The following is a 23,883-nucleotide window of genomic DNA, read 5'->3' on the forward strand; positions in this document are numbered from 1 at the left end:
GTCCTTACGGCTTCGTCATGGAGTTTTTTTTTAGGACTTCGCTCAATGTGGACAGATAGATGCCATGCCGCAATGCCAGATAGTTCAAGAAATCTGCTATCAGCAGGTTCTGCACTTTACAAGCCAATGGCATGGCTCTTTGCCCGATGCCTAACGGATTGCTGATGGATGGCATAGCTTCATAGAAATAGTGTTTCGCCGCTGACAAGGTAAAGATGTTCCTTAGCGACTGCTCTGCATGTTGCGGTGTCACATACATACCTTTATACAGGTCTTCCATATACGATGGCATGAAGCGCAGCATCAATTCTTCTATCTCTTTCTGGTCTTTGTCATACTGTGTGGCTATATTCATGTCGTAGGTCTCAAACTCAGGAAAACCTGTCTTACCGGTCTGTTCCATTGCCTTCACATTGCCATATAGCATGGTCAGGAAATCAATCGGATTGATTTCCTTGCCGTCAAACTTCACCTCGAAATGCAGTCTGTCACCGCTCAATGCCACGATGTTTCCTGCCTTCACGGTTTGTCCGAAATTCACGAACACGTTGGCAAGATGGGAATAGGTCACTTCATACTTGCCGTAGCGTATCACTTGGTAGATGCCGTGTGTCGCATCATTGCCAATGCCCGATACCGTTCCGCTTGCCAAGGCAGACAGCAGATAGTGATTTGCCTCAAAGTCCAGTCCGTGATGGAAGAACACGGTTCCTGTTACAGGATGCTTCTGTTTGCCATAGCCAAGTGTCAGTTCCACATCCTTGCCTCGCTCCTCAAAGGGCATGCAAAAGCCGCTTTTTGATTGCAGCATCATTTCTTCTGTATATCTCATGTTGTTGTCGTTTTTATGTTTATCGTTTCATGCCGCCACTGCGTGTGGTCGTTTCTGCTTCGTTCACATTTCTTCCTTGACCGCCATCACCACTGACGATGTTCTTGATGTTGGAATTGTTGCCGATGAGCATCAGGCCTAGCATGGCTCCTGCTATCTTGCCAAGCCATCCGAAACGTCCGAAGGTGAGAAACGCTGCTGTCACCAGTCCTGCAAGGCTCAGTCCAGACACGTTTCCTTTCCCTAAGTTCTTGAAGAAATTGCCGAACATCTCCAGTCCGTTGCCTCCGAAGATGCCACGGAAGAAGTTACTCATACCGCTCCACTTGCTGTTGATGTCGCCCATGGCACCATTCACCGCATCCACGGCTTCCCCTGCTTTGTTCTTCAATCCTTTTACATCTTCCACGGCTTCGGATATTTTCTCTGTGGTGTCTTTTCCGACCACCACGTCACTGGCTATCTCCACCATGCTCTTGTCGTTGACAAGGTTCTGCCATGCCACATATCCTGCTGCGCTGCCCACAGCGGCTGTTTTCATCGCACTTCCTGCGCCTTTTAGTGCTTGGGTGGGATGCACAGCCGTATTGCTTGCTGATTTCAGTCCTTGCTTGGCGACACTACCTGCACCTTTCAAGGCACTGCCGCCATACTTTGCTATCTTTGCCCATATACTCATAGTCGTATCTTTTTATTGTTATTTGATCTTTCCGTTTCGCTTCCATCTGTTCATGCAGTCCTTCACGATGGTTTTCTTGTCTGCCTTGTCGTGGCTACCTTCCTCTATCTCTGCCCAGATGTCCGCCATCGAGGTGTACTTCACCGCCTTGGTCAGCCGTTGCAGCTTTTTGTTCATTACCTTCAGCTTGGGGCGGATGCCGAAAACGATTTCCACTCGTTCTTTCTCGGTCATCTTGTTGCCTGACAAGCATACAAGCCTGATGTCATTTACTATCTCCACGCTGCCCATAATCAACTCCCGATAGATCTTGTTGCGCTTGGCTGACAGTGCCACAGCAAGGGCATTGCTCGGATGTTTATCCAGTTGTTTGGTGAATCCTCCCAAGTTATCCACCAGTCGGTCTATCTCGTGATAGAAGCCATATACCTGTGCAGCATACACCACGATGGAGCGGAACGAGTCCAAGTAGTTGTTGAACTCTCGTTGCAGATTGGTGGTTCCTTCCACTTCCTCTTTCAACCATATATGACCAGTGGTCTGCATCAGCATCACCTTCTCCTGGTTCTTCAACTCCTTTTCAGCCTTGTCTGTATAGGCGTATATCATTCCTGCCAACACAGGGTCGTTCTGGGCTTGCACCTTGCAGACGGAAAGCAACATGATGCCAAAGCAAAATATACATGTTCTCATACTCAAATGTTTTTATATTATTATGGTGTACTGACTTTGGCAGCTCTCCGCCACCGCCCCAATGCTTGCGTAGCAATCTCACCATTACTTCTGTCTATCATCCCTGCCGTGACATTGTTCCACACATCACTCATTGTATAGTAGCGGATGCTCAGATACAGTTTGTTGAGCTTTTTTTTGAAAGCAGATAGTTTGTCGTTTAATGCCCACAAGGTCTTGGAGCGGTCTGCTCCTGTCAGCATATTCTCTGTGCCACCATTCGCCACGGCATCGTTCAATAGATTGAAAACCGATACCAATTCCGTTGCCGTCTCGATATACAGGTTGTTCATACTCATGCTTGCCACAATGCCCTGTGGATTATTGGCAATAGCTGCCTTCAACTTGGCGAGCGTGATGAAAATCTTCACGCCATCATCATACAGATGGGTACATGCTTTCAGCGAAGAGGCATAGCCGTTCACTGATTTCAAGTAGCTGTTGTACTTCTTCTCCCATTTGTGTATCTGGTTAAACTCAGCAGCCATTGTATTCTGCAACAACGCCGTCTTGGTCTGTCCGTTGATTTGCTTTTCAATCTCACTGTTGATAAGTTCATTGCCTTCTGCCAGTGCCATCCATTCCAAGGGATTGGATGACACCAATTGTGCCTTGGCTTTCGATGCCGTTGCTATGCCGATAATTGCCATCAACCATATCTTACCTATTTGTAATCTCATAGATGCTCCTCCTGCGTTTGCTGGTTTCTACTCGTTCTCTGATGGTTGTCACCAGTTCTTCTTTCATCGGTACTCCGATAATGTCAAGCCTTGGTGTCGTTCTGTCTCCAGAATATATGCTCACGGTTTTCAATCGGAATAGTTGCTGCATGAATGTCTGACTCTCATTGAAATCCACCACACGATACAGTTCCTGATAATCTACTTCCCGATGAAACACGCCATGCTCAAACACCAATTGTTCGTTACTGATGATGTACCGCATCCTGCATAGATAGACCATTCGATATGCCAAACATAGGGAAAACAAGAGCGAGAGGATAAACACCAAAGTGGAGAGAACGGCATCATCAATACCTGCATATACAAAGCCTACGCTTATAAGCACAAGCAAGTGCAGCTCGTTGATGACGAACTGCATCCAATGGGGCTTGATGATGATGTTTCTATACCGATATGTCTGCTGCATAATTCTCCTTTTTGATAATGACACCGTGCTTTATCTGCGGAAGCCCGATGTCTGTTCCTCTTTTTCCTCCTGTTTGGCTTGCTCTTGTTGCCTCTCAGCCTCTTGCGCCTTGGCGAACTCGAAATAGTCGAAGTCTATCTCTCCTTGGTCTATCAACCGTTGGTCTCGTTTGCCAAGCAAGGCATCGTTCCAGTCTTTGTATTGTCCCAAAGGATGAAAGGCTTGCACCGTGAAGTCTGCAAATCCCATTTCCTTGGCGATTGCTTTGAAGTTCTTCACAAAGCCACGTCCTGCCTCGTCTTTGTCAAAGCCCAAATAATGGTTCGCTTGTCGGGTCTCTTCCAGCATTCCCTTTATTTGCCCCTTTGTCGGTGTACCTCCGGTCGAGACATACACGCTCTTCACTGGATTGATTTGGTACTCTGCCATAGCATCGTAGGCACTCTCGAACCATAGAATATTTGTGGCTTCTTTCAATGGCTTACCTGTCAGGTTGGCTATCCACAATCCTTCACTGCTGTTGCTTCCTTCCGCCTTGCCCTTGTATGCCTTGCCGTCCTCTCGTCTCGGTTTACCTCGCTCTTCCAATCCAACGATGCTGTCCGGCTTGGACGGCAAGGATAGTGGAAAGGCGAGATTGGCAAAACTCAATCCTTCATTTCGACGCTTGGTCGCCAAGAAGAAATGCTTGTAAAAGGCGAACTGGGTCCCCATGTTGATGCCTCTTTCCTTGAAATAAGGATAGTGTTTCCGTTGGGTGTCCTTTTCCCTTGGGTTGAAACGCAAGATGTCATAGTCTGACAGGTTGAAGGGCTTGGCATCTCGCTTGGGTTCAGCCACTCTGCTTTCACGCACATCAATGGGATTATTCAACAGTCTGTTGCATACCACATTCACCAGTCTGTCCAATGACATCCCTGGCTTATAGTCGTCAAACAGCGTCGGATGCTCCTTGATGAAACCTATCACGTTGTAGTTCTTCTGCTCTGGTGGCTGAAAACAGCACTTGCCATTGCCAGTGACAATAAACTTGTCACCCCTCACTCGCTGTCCATGACTGTCCACCTTTACATACGACGGATAGCGCAAGCCATCTCGTTTGTTCAACTGATAGCCTGCGTCCACCAACAACTCTTGTATGTTCAGACGCTGTAAGAAATCATTATATGTCAGTTCGTTGTTTGCCATAAGCGTATTCCGTTATAGTCCTTTCCCCATGTGAGGATGCAATACTTCTTTGTTCATGGCAGCCTCAAAGTTTCTCGCCGCCACATCCATTGGCGTATCTACTCCTGGCTTGAAGTAGGGACGAGGTGGCGCAGGTGCTGCACCATGATGGTGGTCAACTATCACTACAGGTGCGCCATGTGGACGATGTAGCTCACTGCCTACTTCGGCAGCAACACCCAATCCTGCTAACAGTGCAGCTCCAATCTTGGTTCCCAAACTGGTACGGTCTTTCATATCTACCTCACCGAATATCTTGGAAAAAAGTTTCATGCGATGGTAGTCATCCACTGCCATGAACTTGTCATACTGCTTCTGCGTTATCTCGTGGCTTACTCGCTCACCGTTGATGACGGCGGTCATGCGGTACTTGCCTTCCTGCTCCGCTGGCTCCACTCGTATCTCACCAACAGTTACTTCTCTGCCATGCTTGCCTTCACGGAACCACCCCTTGCTCTCGTCCAAGTCCTGCCCATCCACAATACCTACTTTATTGTTCATAGGTTCTTGCTGCACTTGCAATGGCTCGACGGTAGATTGCAACCGCATCTTGCCGTCCAACTCCTGCTGCACCTCTGGACGCAAACTGATTTGGATGCGCTCCTTGCTGTTGAGCATGTCCATTGTTATCTTGTCTGCGAAATCATCCTTGATGACATTGTTCAGTATCTCCAGTCGTTTGGCTACAGATACTTGCTTGACAGAATTGTTGGTCAAAGCCTTCAATTCTTCGTCAGTCAAGTCATACACCATATCACTGTTGGTTCCTTCTGATTGGATGGTGAGTGTCTTTGCCTTCTCATCGATGATGATACCGTGTGAAGACAGGCATTCCTGCCATTGATCGTTGGAGAAATATACAGGTGAGCTTATCAGTTCCTTGTAGGGTTTGGCTGGCTCTTTGCTTCTTGGACGTGTCTCTACAGGTGTCACCACGGCTTGCAGGTTTTGTAATACATCTGCTTGTGATGCTACTTGTTGCTGTCCTTTATAGTAAAAGCCATAACCTCCAGAGGTTAACTCACCAGGTTTCAGCCTTCTGTCTGGTCTTTCCGCTACCATTGGTGCTCCTGCATAGAACATCTGTCCTCCGACTCTGCGTAGATGATAGCCGTCCTGCATTCTCGGTGTCCAACCTAAAAACTCTGGACTCCATCCTAACCGTCCGTATTCTCCAGTACCAATCCTATATCCATGCAGTCCCATAGCCACTCTTCCATTGGCATTTCTTGCATGGACAAGGTTTCTCGGCATATAGAAGTCTTTGCTGATGATGCTGGTAAAGACATTGTACGCCTTCTTATTGGCAGAGTTGGTTCCCCAATCGGTCAATGCCAACATCTGTTTCTCGGTGAGGTTATAGGTCAGCAGTGGGGAGTCATGTCCCTGTACCGCCAGTTGATAACCATCACCGTTGGCTATGATATGGGCTTGCATGCCATTGCGCATCAGGATGTCACGCATCTCTGGTTGTATGTCCATCTGTCTTGGATTCAAGTTCTTTCTTATCGCCATAGCATGATTGTATTAAGCGTTCTCTGTTTCCATTCCTTGCTCTAACAGTTCGTCTTTGTACTTCACAAACTGTTCCGCACTCTCGTTGCCGATGCACAGGGCGTGTTCCTTGCAGTATTCTTGATACTCGTTCTGCCATTCCTCACTGAAATGGTTCACATAGTCAAGCCAACCGTATTCACCGCTCTGCATCTTCTCCACAAGGATGTTTTCTGTATAATATGGTCCTTTTCTCATTTCTTCCCTAAATTTGATGTTTCACGTTACTTCCTTGCGACAGCAGAAGCATGTCTTCCGGCAGCTTTCTTTTGCTCATTCCACAGTTCTTCGGTATATTCCTCCTCTGGAACATAGTCGAGATTACCGTCAACATCCATTACCCAACAGCCATAGATGCCGAAGGTGTATTTGTCCCACTCTCGCTTGCCTTCCTTACGCCACTGCTCACCATCGCCGTTGGCGAAGCGGATGCCAGTATCGCTCTTCAGGTCGATGCCTACGGTCAAAGGTTCGTCTTCTACGGCAAATGTCAGAGTCTCGCCATTTTGGATGCTCTTTAGCTCCGTTCCTCCAAGACTGAGTTCGTCAGATAGCACCTGCAAGTTTCTACCAATCACAGGTGTCGGCACAGCCATCACTTGGTTGGTCTCTCCGTCAATCTGTACAAATGCCTTGACATGTGTGCCATCTGGCATATCCACATCTGCCACCACAGCCTTGCCCTGCTTCAACAGTTCCTGCTGCTCCTTGGTGAATTTGTCCAATGGGGCGTACTTCAATACAGGATAGAACATCACATCCACATTTCCGTCTGCCATTCTTACCAAGGCAATTCGGGTTCTGCTCTTGATACTGTAGCCCTCGTTTACTTCCATGCTCACAGGCAACACTGGCGATGGACGACCATTGCTGATGTCATCCAAGGCATGCATCGGAAGGTCTTCTATCATCTCATGGGTAAGACCGAACTTTGCAAGTGTCTGATACGGCACTTCGCTTTCTTCAAATGAGTTTCTTTTCATATTCTGATTATATTTTGAATGATACTTTGCATATAGCCATGCAAAGATAGCCCAAGAGTAATGAATACAAGAAAGCCTACGTTCTTCTGCTCAATCTTTTCCGTTTTATTATGATTATATCATCATTTCATACTCTCAATCATACTTTAATCTTATTTTATGTTATACTTTTACAGCATCGACAATCACTCTTGATATCTTTCCCTAACTTTGCACCATGAAATGGAAAATAGTGGTATTATGGGTAATAAGTTGTCTGGCGGTATCGAGTGCAAAGGCGCAGTTCAATACCGTCAGCAATAACGTATGCCGTTACAAAGTCAGGAAAGTGGAGGAGAAGTTTCTACTTCCTGCCAATCAACCTGTAGATTCTATACAAGCAAATCTACTTCAACAGGAAACAGACTCTGTGGATAGCAAACAAAAACAGTGGATAAGCGGCTATCCAAGCATCACTTATCCACTGAAATCAATCAAAGTCACCAGTCCTTACGGCTATCGTCGTGACCCTATCACAGGAAAACAATCATGGCACAATGGTTTGGATCTTCGTGCGAAGAATGAACCTGCCTATTCCATGATGGAGGGTATTGTTGAAAAGATAGGGTATGACCGTCGTTCTGGCAATTATGTTACGTTGAAACATGGCAACTATCATGTTAGTTATTGCCATTTGTCTTCCGTTATAGTTGGCAAAGGTGAGCGTGTTTTCTCTGGTACCATTGTTGGCGTTACTGGTAATACTGGTCGCAGTACTGGCTGTCATCTCCACCTTACATGCAAAAAGGATGGCAAGAGTTTCAATCCTACCATCCTTTTGAATCTTATTGAAAAGTCTTTTGCGTTGTCTGCTTTATCAATAAGTAAATGAGAGAGTCGTTTACCTAACTCTTACACCTTTACCATTCAGAACTTCACCTCTAATATCATCAGTTTTGCATAAATACAAGTCATAGCCAATGGCTGTAATATCGCAATATCTTGGAGGAGTAATGACTTTTCCACTTGGTGACATCAACCCATACCAACCAAGTTCTGCTTCATATTTTTTGCAATTTGCAGTCTTTTGATAAGGTGTTGGTTCTGCCTCTTCGGTCTCTCCCGTTAGATTTCCGTCATCATCATAGTTTTTTGCCGTAGTATATCGTATTTCATCGGTATCATACAATAATCTGTCAACATTACTAATCAAGAAATCGTCAATCAATTCACCTTGCAAATTATATTTGCGAAGAGTGTGGTCTTTCATTGTTGCAGTAATGCTATTACCAGAGATCCAGAGGTCTGCTTCCATGAAAGGCAATATTGGTTTCAGATTTTCTGTAAGAACACTCTGCATACCTCCTTTACTTACTACAAAGAAAGAATCCTTGGGCGAAATAGCATCATATTCAGCTTTCAACATCCAATTTCCTTTTTTGTCTATCAAACCAAATTTGTTACGTTTGTTGTTATGTATTACGCAATGCCCATTGTGAAATACATACCCTTCTGCACCAGTGATGTATGGAATATTCAAGTCAATAACGACATTTCCTTTGAAGTCGATGAATTTTATCTTACCGTTGTCATCTACGGAAGCCAAGCCATCAGAAAACACCCATGCGTGCTTGTACTGAGGCTTGATAGCTATTTCACCTGTCAGCATATTGAAGTAGCCACGAGCATCGCCGTTACTATAACAGACAAGCGAGTCGTCCCCCAATGGTTTTGAAATCCAATGTATGCCCTTGACAGTCTTCTTGCCATCACGAGTCTCCACATATCCATCCGTCTCATAGGCCCGGCTATAGTAAGTGGCATTTCTTGACAGGTACTGCGAGTCATAGTAGGATTCATCCAAATATTTCGCAGCATTCACTTTCTTGTAAACAAACTCGTATAACGCATTACCTCCAGCACATGCAAACACAAACATGATGAACGCAAAACAGCCTCCAACAACACGTCGAATAAACTTGCCATACTTAGATTCATCCTTCATTCCAAGTATCACGGTGAACCATTCTGCTGTTGCAGCAATGATACCTGTTAAACCTTTCCAAAATAAAACAATCGTTCTTTTTAGGGTTCTCTTTCTTTTTTCCATATTTATATGATATTTTGTGTGTCAATTATTTATCTATTGATGAAAATAAAGTAAAAGAAGTAACCTGTCTCATTGTCAAAATATTGCTATTTGATGAATCTTTGCAACTTTGGTTTCAATTCCTCGTGCTTGGAATAGTCAAACATCAAACATTTATTAGCTTCCTTGAAAGGTATAACTGCATGGTATTCGCCTGCTGCAAAGCAATCAATCTGATAAGGATGATATGTCAAGACAATCCCTTCTGGCAGTACGGCAAAGTGAGTCAAAGGAAAATCCTTCTCGGTAAATGCCTTTTCGTTGTAACCATTCCATCCAGCCCAATCATCGCAAGAATAATTATGTACAAGAAATGACCGCATTACCTCGTCCATACCGCTTGTATCAATCATTGGACAATGGAAAGAGAAAATGCTATGCGTGAAATCCTCCCATGAATTTTCACGTTCATAACAGAAATCGTATTCTTTCTTCAAACTCTCCAATGCTAAATGCCGAAAAAGTTGTACCATCGCAGGTTTCACGGAATTGTTGACATCCAACAATCCGCCTCTTCGCTTGTCATATGTGATGTAATATTCACGAGGCAAATCATGAAGTCCTCCATTGTAAAGGCTTGCCCAATAATAGTATGTGGTATAGTCATCACAGTCTGCCACTTTCCTCACTCTTATATTGCAAGTCATTCTAAGCTCCAACGTATCTTCTATTTGATACTCTGCCCGACAAAGTTTCTCCCACAATACACCATATTCATCCAAAGAATGCTGCATATCTTTTAACGACGTACACTTGCCTACAGGAATGCCCATATTGTTTTGCAACTGATAGAACGCGTCATCCCTGATAGCAGCCATCATCCATTCACGGATGGCTTTATCAGAATCAGCATTACCTTTAGGTATATCCAAATCCACACTAAATCCGGCATCCACACTTTCGTACTTGCTCCTTGGCTTGATGTAATAATCCTTAGTAAAATGTTCTATATACGCATCCATACTGCCACCCATCTTCTTTGCATTGTATAGATCGGCGAATGAAACTTCCTTTGTTTGTGCACCGGCTACTAATTTCACAAATCCTTCATTATTTGTTTTTCGACAATATACATCATCTTTAAGTCCGATACATTTTCCATCAGAGAAGCAAATCGTATCAGAACTTGTGAAAAGGTGTAAGTTTTTCCACTGACCAAGATAATAAAGTCCAGACGCACAGCATGGAGATGAGAACAATATCTTTCTATCCTTGATGTCATAAACATCATTGTCGTCAATGCTCACATAGTTGATGGTATTGTCAATAGAAGTGATATTTGTTGCTCCAATTTGAGGATAATAGAAGCCATTACGTTCATACTTTAGAAGGTAACATGGTGTCTTTTCATCGGAATGTTCATAGTTCCAAACGATAAACAGACTGTCACCAATTCGTTCTTGAATAGTGAACGTATCACCATCCAAGACAAGGGTATCTTCGTCAATGACTTCCCCTTTTAATCCGACTCCCATACGCAAACCATGACAGCCAGTAAGAACTGCAAGCATAAGGAATACCTTAATTCCGCAACACTTTGATTTAAATTAATTTATAAGTTCCTGAGCAACAAAAAGTTGCCCAGGATTTTGCCGTGTCAGATTTTTCACTTATCTTAGTGTTGCAATCACTAGTGTCCCGTTAAAACGAGACGATTTAAATATAAGTTATTAAAATAGAATGATTTAGACTCGATATTTCATGTACACGATTTGAATTGACTAACTTTGCAGTCTTTATCAAAGAAGCGTGTTACATGAATTTCGGAAAGATCGTATTCGCACAGATTATGCAGTTCATACCTCGTAGGGAATTCAATGATATTGTTGCCAAGTACAGAGGCAATTACAGGGTGAGAAACCTCACCTGTTATGACCAGTTGCTGGTTATGTGCCTGGCTCAATATGCTGATAAGAATAGTCTGCGCGATATAGAGGCAAGCCTGAATGCGTTGGCTGTTACACATAAGCTCTATCACTGCGGTATTAGCTATGCCGTCCCTCGCAATACTTTGGCTAAGGCGAATGAGCTCAGAGATTGGCATATCTATGCGGAATTGGGGCAAGTCCTTATCAAAAAGGTGCGTCCGCTCTATGCGAAGGATAGCTTCAGACTTGACATTGACAACATGGTCTATGCGTTCGACAGCAGTACCATCAGTCTCTGTCTCAAACTCTGTCCTTGGGCAAAATTCAGAAAGAAGAAGGGTGGCATTAAACTGCATGCCCAGCTTGATTTGAGAGGCAATCTCCCAGTATTCGTGCTTTTGACCAAAGCTTCGGTTCACGATGTTAACGCTTTGGATGAAATCTGTGTCGAGATGGGAGCTATCTATCTGATAGACAAAGGGTATGTGGACTTCAACAGACTCTTCAATATCATCCACAAGAATGGCGCATTCTTTGTAACAAGAGCTAAGGACAACATGCAATATGAGATTGTCAAGTCCATGCCTGTTGATAAGCAGACAGGTGTTATCAGTGATGAGATTGTCAGACTTACTAAGGAAAACTCCAAGCAGAAGTACCCAGAGGAATTTCGCATGGTAGTCTATGAAGACTTTGCCACGGGAAATCTCTACCGTTTCATCACCAACCACTTGGGATACGATGCTCTTACCATCGCAGAACTCTATAGAGAGCGATGGAACGTGGAACTTTTCTTCAAATGGATAAAGCAACATCTGCATATCAAGTCGTTTTACGGAACCTCAGAGAATGCTGTCTATACACAAATCTGGATAGCAGTCTGTGCATTTCTGCTACTGGCTATAGCCAAGAAGCACATGCATATCGAGGAACCATCTCTGTATATGATTTCCCAGACCATAGGTACTATGTTGTTTGAGAGGATACCCATACCTGAATTGTTTAACAAACCTATTATTAACGTCCCAAAGGATGATGGTCAACTCGATTTATTTCGAGATCTAAAATCTTAACGGGACAGTAGTGTGTTGCAATTAGAAAACAAGCGAAAATCGTAACAAGGCATGGCAAAGGTACAAATAAAATCTGAGAAACTCACACCTTTTGGAGGAATTTTTTCAATCATGGAGAAATTTGACTCCATGCTTTCACCCGTTATCGACTCAACACTGGGTCAGAGATGCCGCAGTATCATCGGATATCAGTTCAGCGAGATAGTCCGTTCGCTGATGAGCGTTTATTTCTGTGGCGGCTCATGCGTGGAAGACGTAACGTCACAACTGATGCGCCATCTCTCGTATCATCCTACCCTTCGTACATGCAGCTCTGATACCATCCTCAGAGCCATCAAGGAACTGACACAGGAAAACATCTCCTATACTTCCGACCAAGGCAAGACCTATGATTTCAATACTGCAGACAAACTCAACACATTGCTTATAAACGCTTTGGTTTCTACAGTCCGCTGAAAGATTGCGACCCATACCTGCGCTTTGTGTTCCTCACAGGCATAACAAAATTCTCGCAACTCAGCATATTCAGCGAACTGAACAACATAAAGAACATCAGCATGCTGCCCGAATATGAAGGAATATGCGGCATAACCAAAGAGGAACTGCTGACCCAACTGTCCGAGGACATAGACGAACTTGCTGCCAGCCAAAAGCTTACGCGCGAACAGACAATTGAGAAATTGCGCAGCAACTACGACGGCTACCATTTCACATGGCCGTCGTCCGACATCTACAACCCGTTCAGTCTGCTCAACTGTTTCGCCGACAAGATGTTCGACATGTACTGGTTCTCAAGCGGAACGCCAACTTACATGATAGAGATGATGCGGAAATTCGGCGTTATTCCGTCGGACATAGGCGAAGGGGTTGATGCCATCCGCCCCGAATTTGACGCTCCTACAGAGAACATGGAGTCGCTCACTCCGTTGCTTTATCAGAGCGGGTACCTAACAATAAAGAATTTCGACGCTTTTGGCGAAGTGTATCATCTCGGCATACCCAACAAGGAAATACGTGTGGGACTGTTCCAATCTCTGTTGCCAAAATATCTCGGCAACAAGGGAGGGCGCGGCGGTACGGCCGTGGCAAAGATGGCTTCGCTCATCAACCGCGACGACATGGACGGCGCCCTGCGGCTGATGAAAGATTTTCTGTCAACCGTTCCTTATTGCGACAACACGAAATATGAAGGGCACTACCAGCAACTGCTCTACATAATGTTCTCGCTTCTCACCAACTACCGCATGCAGGTGGAAGTGCGCACCCACAAGGGACGCATCGATGCCGTGCTCGAAACATCGAACCGCATATATGTAATTGAAACGAAATTAAACGGCTCGGCAGAAGAAGCCATGCGGCAGATTGAAGAAAAGGCTTATGCCGACGCTTACAAAGACGCAGGCAAACCTGTGACTAAGGTGGGAATAAACTTCAACGTGGAAAACGAAGCCAATTTCACGGAATGGGTGATTAAATAACCATCTTTTTTCACTTTTAATCAAGCCATATTCCACCCCATTCAAAAACAAGCCTTGTTTGCTCTGCAAAACGAACTTCTTTGCAATCAAAACAAGGCTTGTTTGCGTTCCAAACAAGCCTTGTTTTTAAAGCGGCAAAATACTGCCGGTTTTCACACTCAATTCAGCTTCTGCCGCACTGCGGCATCCACCGCCACGCGAAGCTTACGGCAGAGCCTGATAGAGGGCTATCAAGGAAGCCACCTTCATGTAGCAGTTTTGCAACACGGTCATCTTCGCCGAAAGCAGATTCTCCTGCGCCGTGAGCACCTCAAGATAGTTGCTGCTGCCATTCTGCTGCAGCAAACGGGTGGACTTCACGGTGCGCTCAAGCAGTTTCACCTGATTGTCGAGCAATGCCGACTTTCCGTTGTAAGTCTGCACCTGCGTCAAAGCATCGTTCACCTCCACTCCTGCATTTAGCAGAGCCTGCTGAAATTGCAGGCGCGCCTCTTCCTGCTGCGACTGCTTTATCTTCAAGTCCGCCTTCAACCGTCCGTTTTGGAAAATCGGTTGCGTGAGCGAAGCTATCGCTTCAAAGAGCATCTTGGCAGGATTCACTATCACGCCAGCCGAATTAGTCCACCCCGCCGTACCCGTAAGGGTAAGCGAAGGATAGAACGCCGCCTTTGCCTCTTTCACCGCATAAGCTGCCGCCGCCAAGTTCATTTCGGCCTGACGCACGTCCGGGCGCACCGACAGGCGCGACAAGGCGATGCCCTGCCCCTCCGCAATGTCGGCACCCATAGACTCCGAAGCACTCTGAAGCAGACTCCTGCCGCCGCCCGAACTGTCGGCATCGAATGCCATAACAACGGTATTTGCACTGTCGCCCAAAAGCTTTTTCATGGCATTCTCGCTCTCGCGAATCTGCTGTTCCAAGTCCACTGCCGTCACCTTCACCTGCTCACGGCTCGCCTCCGCCTGCGAAACGGCGGCATCGGTGTACTGTCCTTCTTCCATGAAAGCCTTCATAGTCCTCACCGTCTCGTTCCAGACATCAACCGACTGGCGCGCAAGCGACAGCTGCGCATGCAGCAAGGCGCAATTGTAATACTCGCGTGCTATGTTCGCCACAAGGTTCACCTGCACCGCCTGCCGATAAGCCTTGCTGCTTTCCACGAGCATTTTCTGCTGCATTTTGGCGTTCTTCAGTTTGCCGAACAAGTCAATCTGCCAGCTTGCCTGCAACGGCAGCGAGTAGGTCTTCGACGCACGTTCGCCGCCGAAACTGCTTATTCCGGCACTTGGCGAGAATGCAAGCGAAGGCAGGTTGGCAAGGCGTGCCGACTTGAGCGTGGCCTCAGCCTCGCTTATGCGCAGGCGCGCCACATTCAGGTCGGTGTTGTGGGCGAGTCCGCACTCTATCAGCCGCTGCAACTGACTGTCGGCAAACACCTTGCGCCACGAGTCGCCGTCGAACGAATATCCTTCAGCGGCATCGGTCGGTGCCACCACGCCGGTTGCCGTTTGTGCCGAAACTTCGGGCGCAGACAAGGTGCAAAGGCACAACGCAATACCACAAAACGCGCCACTGACCAATGTATAACGATTATTTTTCATCTTCATTGTTTTTTATGCTCATAAACGATTCATGCTCCGCCGCCGTCTGCACATCAGCCTCTTCGTGCTTCGGTCCTCTCACGTATTTCTCCTGAAGATACTGGAACACGATGAAGAACAAGGGGACGACGAAAACCAATGCCGACGTGCCCACAAGCAGTCCACCCACCACTCCGGTGCCCAAAGCACGGTTGCCGTTGGCTCCCGCCCCCGAGGCGAAGACGAGCGGAAGCATTCCTATAACCATCGTCATCACCGTCATCAATATCGGGCGGAACCGCGCCACGGCCGCACTGTAGGCAGCCTCAACAATGCCCATGCCCTTGCGGCGGCGCTCCGAGGCGTATTCAGTGATAAGAATGGCCGTCTTGGAAAGCAGACCGATGAGCATTATGACACCAGTCTGAAGATAGATGTTGTTCTCCAAACCGAAGATGCGTGCGAAGAGGAAACTTCCCATCAGTCCGAACGGCACGCTGAGAATCACCGCAAACGGCACAAGGAAACTCTCGTAAAGGCACACAAGAATGAGGAAGATGAGCATAACGCAGAGTCCGTAGACCACAACTGTCGACGCGCCGCCCTGCTCCGCCTCCTCGCGGGCAATGCCGCCGTATTCGTAAGAGTAGCCCGACGGGAGCGTCTGCTTTGCCACTTCGGCGATGGCGCGCTGCGCTTCGCCCGTGGAGTAGCCTTCTGCCACATCCACGTTTGCCGCAATCGAACTGTAAAGGTTGAAGCGGCTCGCCCCTTCTGCGCCCACCGTCTTGCGGAGCGAGGCAAACTGGCTTATGGGAGCCATGCCGTCGTCGGTGCGCACGAAGATGCGGTTGAGTGCAAACTCGTCGGTGCGGTATTCCGGCGAAGCCTGCGACATCACGCGGTAGACCTTGCCGAACTTGTTGAAGTTGCTCACATAAGTGCCGCCGGTGTATCCGCCGAGCACGTCGAGCACATGCTGCGACGACAAACCGGCACGCTCGCACTTCGCCGCATCCACATCAATGTCGTACTGCGGAAAGTTGATGCTGTAAGACGAGAAAGCCATTGCAATCTCCTTACGGTCGTTGAGCGCCATGAGAAAGCGCTGCACATTGTCGTAGAACACCTTGGCATCGCCGCCCGTGCGATCCTGCAAATTCAGGTCGATGGCGTTGCCCTCGCCGTAGCCGGGAATCATTGCGTCCTCCATGCAGAACACCGTGGCTTCCTTTATGGCTTCCGTTCCGGCCTGCATACGGCCGATAACCGCCCCTATGCTGTGCTCGCTTCCCTTGCGTTCTCCCCACTTTTTCAGCGTTATGAAGAGCGCACCGTAGCACGAGCCCGTGCCTCCTCCGAAACCGTCGATGCGTGCATAGCTTGCCACTTCGGGCTGCTGGTTCACCACTTTCTCCACACGTTCCATTATCTTTCCCATTTCCTCCATCGAGGTTCCGGGCGAAGCCGAAACGAACATCTGTATGAATCCCTTGTCCTCCTGAGGCACAAGTCCTGTGCGCGTGGTGCTGATGAGGTAGGCAAACAGCGCCACCACGATGCCGAGAGCCGTCCATGCCGTCCACCGGCGACGGAAGAAGAACATCACGCCACGCTTGTATTTGCCGAGCAAGGCGCTGTAAGTGGCGTTGTAAGCCGCCTTCACCCTGCCGTTGAGACTCTTCGCTCCCTTAGTTCCCGATGCCGGGCGCATGAGCAGTGCACACAATGCCGGGCACAAAGTGAGGGCGCTCACCATAGAAAGACCCACCGCAGTGGCCATGGTTATGCCGAACTGTGTGTAGAAGACGCCTGCCGTTCCGCCCATGAAGGTGACGGGGATGAACACCGCCATGAACACGAGCGTGCAGGAAACCACCGCCATCGTGACGTCGCTCATGGCGTCGCGCGTGGCAAGATAAGGCGACTTGTAGCCTGCGTCGAACTTCGACTGCACTGCTTCCACCACCACGATGGCATCGTCAACCACCGTTCCGATGGCGAGCACAAGGGCAAAGAGCGTGAGGATGTTGATGGAAAATCCGGCTATCTTCAGGCAGGCGAACGTGCCGACAAGCGACACTATGATGGAAAGCGACGGTATGAGCGTGCTCTTGAAGTCCTGCAAGAAGAAGTAGACAACGAGTATCACGAGCAGAATTGCAATGACAAGCGTCTCCACAACTTCGTGAATCGACTCGAAAAGGAAGTCGTTGGTGTCCATGAAGGTGACGAACTTCAGCCCGTCGGGCAAGTCCTTTTTCATGTCGTCAAGTGCCTTGTTGATGTTGTTGTTCACTTCCGTCATGTTCACTCCAGACACGGGGAACACCTGAAAGTTCACTCCCGGCTTGCCGTCGATTATTCCCTTGAAGTTGTAGGCGGTGGCTCCGAGTTCCACTTTCGCCACATCCTTCAGCCGCAGCAGGTTGCCGTCTTTGTCGTTCTTGAGCACAATGTCCTCGAATTGCTTCACATCTGCATAACGGCCCTTATACTTGATTGTGTATTGGAAAGCGTTTTTGCTCTGCTCTCCCAACGCGCCCACCGCCGCAACAAAGCTCTGCCGGTTGATGGCGTCGTTCACATCGTCAGGCTCCAAACCGTATTGTGCCATCACGTCGGGCTTCATCCACACTCGCAAAGCGTAGGTGCTGCTGTAGGCTTGCACATCGCCCACGCCCTCGATGCGCTTCAACCGGGGGAACACATTTATCTCCAAATAGTTGGAAATGAAGTTCTCGTCGTACTTGCCGTTGGTGCAAGTGAGACCAGCAATCTTCAAGAAACTGTTCTGACGCTTCTCCGTGCTCACTCCCACACGAGTTACTTCGGCAGGCAGAAGTCCCTGCGCACGCGCCACACGGTTCTGCACATTCACGGCAGCCACATCGGGATTGGTGCCCTGTTTGAAGTAGACCGAAATCCAAGCCGAACCGTCGTTGGAGGCGTTCGAGGTCATGTATATCATGTTTTCCACGCCGTTTATTGCCTCCTCAAGCGGCATCACCACGCTCTGCATCACCGCATCGGCATCAGCTCCGGTGTAACTGGTGCTCACATACACCGTGGGCGGCGCAATGTCGGGGTATTGTTCCACCGGAAGCGTGAACAGCGAAATGATTCCGGCAACCAACATTATGATTGAAACGGAAACCGCCATCGCCGGACGCTTTATAAAGATATTGCCTTTTTTCATTTATAATCTTATTTGTTTATAGCCATTCCTTCCTGCACAAGTCCTGCTCCGTCGGCAACAATCTCGTCGCCTGGCTTCAGTCCCGAAAGCACTATGTAGGTGCGGCCGTCGTTATAAGGCGCAACACTCACGGCTGTGGAGACGGCCTTTCCGCTCACGACCCGGTAGACAATGAGCTTGTCCTGCAAAGTGACGGTGGCCGACTGGGGAATGACAATCACTCCGTTATACTTGTTTTTCATCACCACATTGCCCGTGGCGCCACTGTGAAGCAGGCGTCCGGGGTTGGCAAAATCGGCGCGAAGCGACACGCTTCCCGTGCTTTTGTTGATTACTCCGCTGATGCTCGACACCTTGCCTTGCCTGACATACATGCCTCCGTCGCTCAGCATCAAGCCCACGCTGTCCATCAAACTGACCGCCTTTGCCATGGAACCGTATTTGCGCAGCAGTCCCAAGAGTTGGTTTTCGTCCATGGAGAAGTAGACATACATCTCGGAATTGTCCGACACGGTGGTGAGAGGCTGCGTGATTTCAGGCCCCACCAAGGCTCCTTGGCGGAACGGCAGCACGCCAACAACGCCGTTGCCGGGACTCCTCACAACGGTGTAAGACAGATTGTTGCGGGCACTTGCCTCTGAAGCGCGCGCCAAACTCACCTGAGCCTGAGCGTCGAGCCATGAGTTGTAAGCTAACAGAAGGTCGTGTTTCGACACGACCTTTTGGTCAAACAGGCGCTTGCGACTCTCGTAATTGAGCCGGGCAGTGGCCGAACTCGCCATAGCGGCGCGCACTTGGGCCGAAGCCTGAGCCAAAGCGGCGCGGAAAGGCACCGGGTCGATAACGAACAACGCCTGCCCGCGCTTCACCTCCTGACCTTCGCTCACGTTCACCGACACTATCTTGCCCTGCACTTGGGGGCGTATCTCAATGTCCTGCCGGCCCTGAATGGATGCAGGGAAGAGCTGCGACACCTCGGTGTCGGAACGCTTCACCACCATGGTTTTCCACTGTTTGCCGCCGTTATTGCCGTTTTCTCCGTTCTGGGCGGAATCTCCTTTGCCGCCGCATCCCACAAGAACGGCGGCGCAAAGAGCCGACAACAGAATAAAAGTCTGCTTCATTTTCACTATTTTCCTTTTTTGTTTTTTCCGAATACTTGTGCCTCCCAAGTTTCGTCTGCCATAATTCTGCGCCACAACACTTGTTTGCCGACAGCAGAAAGCATGCCCACAAGACTTTCGCCGCCACAATAAGACTGTGCCGAAAGCACGAAACCGAGGCTCTGTTTGTTGAAATATTGTGCAAAGTTACGCCTTTTTCTGTTCATCTATTAATTGGTTCGATTTTGAAGTATTCTCCTCTATATAGTGCTTTGCACTAACCAATTCTTTTGACAGAATAGAAAAGCCATGTTTCTCTACAAAGAAATAGTGAACATTTGTCATAAAACTGAATGTCCAAAAAATAAAGAAGCCGAGAAAATTTAAGACAAACGCTGAACGCGAAGGCCTAACACGATTCTTTAATTCTTTAATTACATTGGTCAAACACATGCCTGCTAAGATTGAGACTATTAGAACAAGCACAAACACAAGCCACATCGTCCATGTATCAGAACCATTTAACAGGTTCAACCAAAGTGAAGTTGCCGTAAAATAGGCACTAAAACCTGCAAATAGCAAATAGCCAATTAATGTTGCAAGTTTTACAATTAGTTTGGAATTTCTCATTTTTATTGATTTTTATTATTTGTTTCCAGTTTATGAATCGTTCTATTTAAAAGTAACCATCATAAGTGCATTTCTAAAAAAGCACTTGGTATATACGCGGTCACAACAGTCACCAAATCATCTACCACAACGCCAACTCTTTGTTGCCCTTGCCATCTTGCAACTCTTCCTATCACGCCCTTAAATGCACCATCAATCACCTTTACCAACTGTCCTTTTTCGAACTTTGGCACTTCACCTAATGATACGATGGTATTGTCCGCATCGGCAGCACAGATGATTTTGAGACTTTCCATCTGATAGTCGGGAACTATCAATGGAATCTTCTCTATTCTACGTCCAACGTGGACGTGGCGATAATAAAAGCGGAGAAATGGGAGGTTTACGTTGTCGTAAACGAAAGATTTGAGTTGTTCTTCGGTACTGTAGGCGAAGAAGATGTTGGGTAAACGAGACTCGGTAACAACTTTGCGCTTACCTTTTATGAGTTTTACAGTATCTGTAGTAGGATAGAAAGCCGTGATACCTTTGGCTGTCATGTAGTCGTATGCTTTTTTCTCTCTACCATAGGTGGTGCGCAAAGCATACCAATGAGGAATTTCTTCCTCCTTTTGTACTTTAGACTTACTTAATATATGGACACTTCTGGTGGACACCCCTGTTTGTGAGCTCTCAGCGGAAACATCGCTTCGAGCTTCGGGGAGGGCGTTGGAGGTAAGTCCAGCGCAAGGAGGGAATTCACCACCTCCTGGGGTGTGTCCATCTTCTGATGTCCATTCATCGACTTTCATATCGGTGCTAACTTTTTTCTAGACAGAAATCCGTTAAATTGCGACAGAAAAAAAGAGCGTGGAATCGTCCTGTTGTCCATTCCACTTCCTGAGGCTCTTGCAATTGCCTATTGTTGTTGAACAGACAACGTCAGAGCCCACGCCGATATGAAAATCATGTCCGTAAAGAGACCTATATAACACATTAGACTGCGCCCGAAAGGGTACAATCCATGCTTACAGGTCTCCACGGGATTGATATAATCACACCCGGGACATCTACCGTTGACTACGTTCAAGACAACAATTTACTGTGAATTTGCAAGATTACAGGAAGTCTTAAACACAGCGTCGATAAACGCCTTCCATTATGTCTGGATTGTCTTCCCACCCAAAGCCCGCTTTCGTATAGATATGTCATGGTTGACTTCACTACACTCAGCACGGCGTAGGCTGCCGACTCGGTTATCATGAAAGAACTCGTCTTACAGCGATAACTGCGGTCTGGCTATACAATCCGACTGCAAAAGTACGAAAATTTATTGAGAAAAGACAAGAAATGACAGAAAATATCAATCTTCAACATGAATTTAAGCTCATTTAACTCTAAATTCTTTAATATCTCAGAAAATTTGTGTACACAAATGCTGTTTTCATACAACTTTTGTATGTTTTTAAGCCAATATACTTGAAGTGTAACTATTCAGCGAATGCCATAGCATAGCTGTCCGTGCTCCCCCAAAGGGCACGGATAGCTTTATATGGTGATAAGTCATGCTTTTTTGCTGTTTCTACAATAGAGTGCAGTTCCAAAAAAGCGTCAGCTCCAAGTTCTGACCGGAATGTGCCAGAGTTTTTCAATTTGATTTTCAGTTTTCTAATGCCACGTTCACTGTCGTTGTTGTCTGACGGTATCAAAGGGTCTTCAAGAAAATTGAACATGTAGTCTCTGCACTTAATCAATCCGTTCTTCAAACGCTGAAAGTCTTTGCCAAGACTTGTGACACTCTGCTTGAGTGTATCATCAAGCCTTTTAAGCCACGGATCTTTAGGAATGATGTCTTGCGGATGCTCGTTACGTTCATGTATGGCCTGTTGCAGAATGTTTTCAATGCGCCTTGACCACTGCTGTTTGTCATCAACCTCATTCAGATATTGCAGTTCTCGCAGAATGTGGGCAAGACACACTTGGTGATTCAAGAAATGCAATGCAAAATATGCACTGTGACGGTCTGTTACCGCAATCATACGCTCAAGTGAATCGCCAAATCTGTCCGTCAGTTCCTTGCTGCTCCGTCCATTCCCCCTGAACAGCAAGGTGAAATAGACGGTTTGAGCAATCCAAGCCCAATCAAGTCTCTTGTTGCAGTAGCATCCCGACTCGTCAAAGCCAACAACGGCAGACTGCATGATGCATTCCTTTATTTTCTCAATTGCCGGCAGTGCCTTGGCTTTCGCGTCGTTAATCCAGTTTACAAGTGAGCCTTGCGTCAGTTCAATGCCGAATATCTCGTGAAATATGTTCTCAATCCGTCCATAAGGAAGAAATTGCACGACAGAAAGATACACGGCAAGTGACTTTACGCTGGCATCGTATATGACGGCGTTGCCTCCGCGTTTTCGTGGCTTGTGTGACTGTACCGTAGCTCCACATTTATTGCATATCGTCTTGTAGTGTCTGATCTCCTTGATGACTGGTTTCAATTCCGGCAAGGTTATCACCTGAGTTACATAATCCAGGATACGTTCACAGTCCTCAAGAGAATGTCCACACTGGGTACAGTAGTTGGCACTAATATCTATTATGCTGTCGGGGGATTCTGACTTTAGCAGAGTGTTTCCGTCATGCCCGAACTGTCCTCCGGGTTTTCTGCCTGTTGGTTTTCTTAAAGTCTTGGTACGCCTTTTCACCTCGTCACTCATACGCTCCTTGCTTGGAGGAACACTGCTGTTGTTGCTGTCCTTGTCTGGAGACTCATATTTCGCTAAGCGATTCTTCAGAATGCGGTTTTCCTTGCGTAGACGGTCATTTATGCGGGTTAAGTTACAGATACACTCCTGTTGGTCGTCAACGGTTTTTTCCAATGACGAAATCTTACCCTCCAAATTCTTGAGAGCCTGGAATATATCTGTAACATTATTGTTCATGACAACAAAATTAGTGATTTATTATCATATATGCAACACTTGTAAATGACATTACTGATACGAAGCAGAATGATATGATGTACAAAACGATGGAAAATACGACACAGTGGACATGTACAGGAATACTGAAAGTTTTTTGAAAAAAATCACATACTGCCTTTAGCGATACATATTCGCTGAATAGTTACCTTGAAGTGCCGATGAAGTATAACTTCGATAGGCAACGCAGAACTACTTCGATGCCCAATGGAGTATTATCGTATTTTTATGGGATGTATAACAATTGAAGTTCTGTCATTCTTCGCCTTTTGATGGACGGAATGCATTTGCCTCTCCATCTGCAAAAGTCAAGGTAATCTTTTTCTATGTCACGCAATCCTCGTTCAATCTTTTGCAGGAGACGGCTCTTCGGAAATCTTTTGTTCCCTAATATTTTGTAGGGGCCGACATTGTAGGCAAGTACGGCAAGGAGTAGTGAGTCCTTGCCATACTTGCGGAACATGGCGCATAACTTGGTGAGGTCTGAACGCAACAGAGTATTGGCTTGCTGATAAGTAAGATTCTTCTTGAACTTTTCATGTGGCAATATCCGATGTCCCCATCCGATATAGGGATAGTTGCGCTTAATATCGTGCCATCCCTCGTAATACTTGATGCACCGCACGGCTCGCTCAAAGGGTGGCAAAGCAAAGATGCCCAAGTCGGTTTGGCTTTGGCTATCGTTTGTAGGTGTTTTGTTCTGTGCCACG

General features: G+C 46.9%; 21 protein-coding genes and 2 pseudogenes. 4 read left to right on the forward strand and 19 right to left on the reverse strand.

Annotation, left to right across the window (positions count from 1 at the left end; all coding sequences use genetic code 11):
- Positions 1-4 precede the first annotated feature (4 nt).
- The 9 genes from KUA50_RS12590 to KUA50_RS12630 are packed head-to-tail and all read right to left on the reverse strand — an operon-like array spanning position 5 to position 7,156.
- Entirely contained in the window at positions 5-832 is an 828-nt protein-coding gene (locus KUA50_RS12590) for a M23 family metallopeptidase (protein ID WP_153137221.1), read from the reverse strand.
- A 19-nt stretch (positions 833-851) separates the two neighbouring features.
- Entirely contained in the window at positions 852-1,511 is a 660-nt protein-coding gene (locus KUA50_RS12595) for a hypothetical protein (RefSeq protein ID WP_022121737.1), read from the reverse strand.
- An 18-nt stretch (positions 1,512-1,529) separates the two neighbouring features.
- Positions 1,530-2,204: a hypothetical protein gene (locus KUA50_RS12600; RefSeq protein WP_022121738.1), complete on the reverse strand. Its 675-nt coding sequence runs from the start codon at positions 2,202-2,204 to the stop codon at positions 1,530-1,532.
- A gap of 20 nt (positions 2,205-2,224) precedes the next feature.
- Positions 2,225-2,923: a hypothetical protein gene (locus tag KUA50_RS12605; protein WP_153137218.1), complete on the reverse strand. Its 699-nt coding sequence runs from the start codon at positions 2,921-2,923 to the stop codon at positions 2,225-2,227.
- Positions 2,904-3,392: a PH domain-containing protein gene (locus tag KUA50_RS12610; RefSeq protein WP_022121740.1), complete on the reverse strand. Its 489-nt coding sequence runs from the start codon at positions 3,390-3,392 to the stop codon at positions 2,904-2,906. Before KUA50_RS12610 ends, KUA50_RS12605 begins: the two co-directional genes overlap by 20 nt.
- 30 nt (positions 3,393-3,422) lie before the next feature.
- Positions 3,423-4,580 carry a toprim domain-containing protein gene (locus KUA50_RS12615; protein WP_022121741.1) on the reverse strand — a complete coding sequence of 386 codons (1,158 nt, stop codon included), beginning with the start codon at positions 4,578-4,580 and terminating at the stop codon, positions 3,423-3,425.
- 12 nt (positions 4,581-4,592) lie between these two features.
- Positions 4,593-6,134: a hypothetical protein gene (locus tag KUA50_RS12620; RefSeq protein ID WP_022121742.1), complete on the reverse strand. Its 1,542-nt coding sequence runs from the start codon at positions 6,132-6,134 to the stop codon at positions 4,593-4,595.
- A 12-nt stretch (positions 6,135-6,146) separates the two neighbouring features.
- The gene (locus KUA50_RS12625) at positions 6,147-6,371 is read right to left on the reverse strand and encodes a hypothetical protein (protein WP_022121743.1); all 225 of its coding nucleotides are present in this window, start codon (positions 6,369-6,371) and stop codon (positions 6,147-6,149) included.
- Between the two features lie 26 nt (positions 6,372-6,397).
- Positions 6,398-7,156: a DUF4099 domain-containing protein gene (locus KUA50_RS12630; protein WP_218455807.1), complete on the reverse strand. Its 759-nt coding sequence runs from the start codon at positions 7,154-7,156 to the stop codon at positions 6,398-6,400.
- A 217-nt stretch (positions 7,157-7,373) separates the two neighbouring features.
- On the opposite strand from KUA50_RS12630, the gene KUA50_RS12635 reads away from it, so the two are divergent.
- Positions 7,374-8,027 (forward strand): M23 family metallopeptidase, encoded by a 654-nt coding sequence (locus KUA50_RS12635; RefSeq protein WP_256624076.1) that lies wholly within the window; start codon positions 7,374-7,376, stop codon positions 8,025-8,027.
- Between the two features lie 9 nt (positions 8,028-8,036).
- Here the strand turns inward: KUA50_RS12635 and KUA50_RS12640 are convergent, their stop codons facing one another.
- Both KUA50_RS12640 and KUA50_RS12645 read right to left on the reverse strand, forming a co-directional pair.
- Positions 8,037-9,245, reverse strand: a complete 1,209-nt coding sequence (locus KUA50_RS12640) for a WG repeat-containing protein (RefSeq protein WP_218455808.1) — start codon at positions 9,243-9,245, stop codon at positions 8,037-8,039.
- Positions 9,246-9,331: 86 nt separating this feature from the next.
- Complete coding sequence (locus KUA50_RS12645) at positions 9,332-10,795, reverse strand: RsiV family protein (protein ID WP_218455809.1); 1,464 nt, start codon at positions 10,793-10,795, stop codon at positions 9,332-9,334.
- 245 nt (positions 10,796-11,040) lie between these two features.
- On the opposite strand from KUA50_RS12645, the gene KUA50_RS12650 reads away from it, so the two are divergent.
- The 3 genes and pseudogenes from KUA50_RS12650 to KUA50_RS12660 form a co-directional block, all read left to right on the forward strand.
- Positions 11,041-12,225, forward strand: a complete 1,185-nt coding sequence (locus tag KUA50_RS12650) for an IS4 family transposase (protein ID WP_218455810.1) — start codon at positions 11,041-11,043, stop codon at positions 12,223-12,225.
- A 51-nt stretch (positions 12,226-12,276) separates the two neighbouring features.
- Positions 12,277-12,672, forward strand: a pseudogene (locus KUA50_RS12655) (IS1380 family transposase); the annotation flags it as partial.
- Positions 12,666-13,703: pseudogene (locus tag KUA50_RS12660) on the forward strand (AAA family ATPase); the annotation flags it as partial. The pseudogenes KUA50_RS12655 and KUA50_RS12660, both read left to right, overlap by 7 nt.
- A 204-nt stretch (positions 13,704-13,907) precedes the next feature.
- On the opposite strand, the gene KUA50_RS12665 reads toward KUA50_RS12660, so the two are convergent.
- The 8 genes from KUA50_RS12665 to KUA50_RS12700 all read right to left on the reverse strand — a co-directional run bounded on the left by KUA50_RS12665 (position 13,908) and on the right by KUA50_RS12700 (position 23,882).
- Positions 13,908-15,311, reverse strand: coding sequence for a TolC family protein (locus KUA50_RS12665; RefSeq protein ID WP_218455811.1), 1,404 nt, complete (start codon positions 15,309-15,311; stop codon positions 13,908-13,910).
- Positions 15,295-18,483: an efflux RND transporter permease subunit gene (locus KUA50_RS12670; RefSeq protein WP_218455812.1), complete on the reverse strand. Its 3,189-nt coding sequence runs from the start codon at positions 18,481-18,483 to the stop codon at positions 15,295-15,297. The genes KUA50_RS12665 and KUA50_RS12670 overlap by 17 nt, the downstream gene beginning before the upstream one ends.
- 8 nt (positions 18,484-18,491) lie before the next feature.
- Positions 18,492-19,607, reverse strand: coding sequence for an efflux RND transporter periplasmic adaptor subunit (locus KUA50_RS12675; RefSeq protein ID WP_144154368.1), 1,116 nt, complete (start codon positions 19,605-19,607; stop codon positions 18,492-18,494).
- A gap of 5 nt (positions 19,608-19,612) precedes the next feature.
- Positions 19,613-19,813, reverse strand: coding sequence for a hypothetical protein (locus KUA50_RS12680; protein ID WP_218455813.1), 201 nt, complete (start codon positions 19,811-19,813; stop codon positions 19,613-19,615).
- Positions 19,794-20,216 (reverse strand): hypothetical protein, encoded by a 423-nt coding sequence (locus tag KUA50_RS12685; protein WP_218455814.1) that lies wholly within the window; start codon positions 20,214-20,216, stop codon positions 19,794-19,796. Before KUA50_RS12685 ends, KUA50_RS12680 begins: the two co-directional genes overlap by 20 nt.
- A 59-nt stretch (positions 20,217-20,275) precedes the next feature.
- The gene (locus tag KUA50_RS12690; protein ID WP_218455815.1) at positions 20,276-21,007 is read right to left on the reverse strand and encodes a UpxY family transcription antiterminator; all 732 of its coding nucleotides are present in this window, start codon (positions 21,005-21,007) and stop codon (positions 20,276-20,278) included.
- 678 nt (positions 21,008-21,685) lie between these two features.
- Complete coding sequence (gene tnpC, locus KUA50_RS12695; protein ID WP_218455816.1) at positions 21,686-23,134, reverse strand: IS66 family transposase; 1,449 nt, start codon at positions 23,132-23,134, stop codon at positions 21,686-21,688.
- Between the two features lie 265 nt (positions 23,135-23,399).
- Positions 23,400-23,882, reverse strand: coding sequence for a glycoside hydrolase family protein (locus tag KUA50_RS12700; protein WP_318346038.1), 483 nt, complete (start codon positions 23,880-23,882; stop codon positions 23,400-23,402).
- Position 23,883 lies beyond the last annotated feature (1 nt).

Source organism: Segatella hominis (assembly GCF_019249725.2).
In the GTDB taxonomy this organism is placed as follows: Bacteria; Bacteroidota; Bacteroidia; order Bacteroidales; family Bacteroidaceae; genus Prevotella.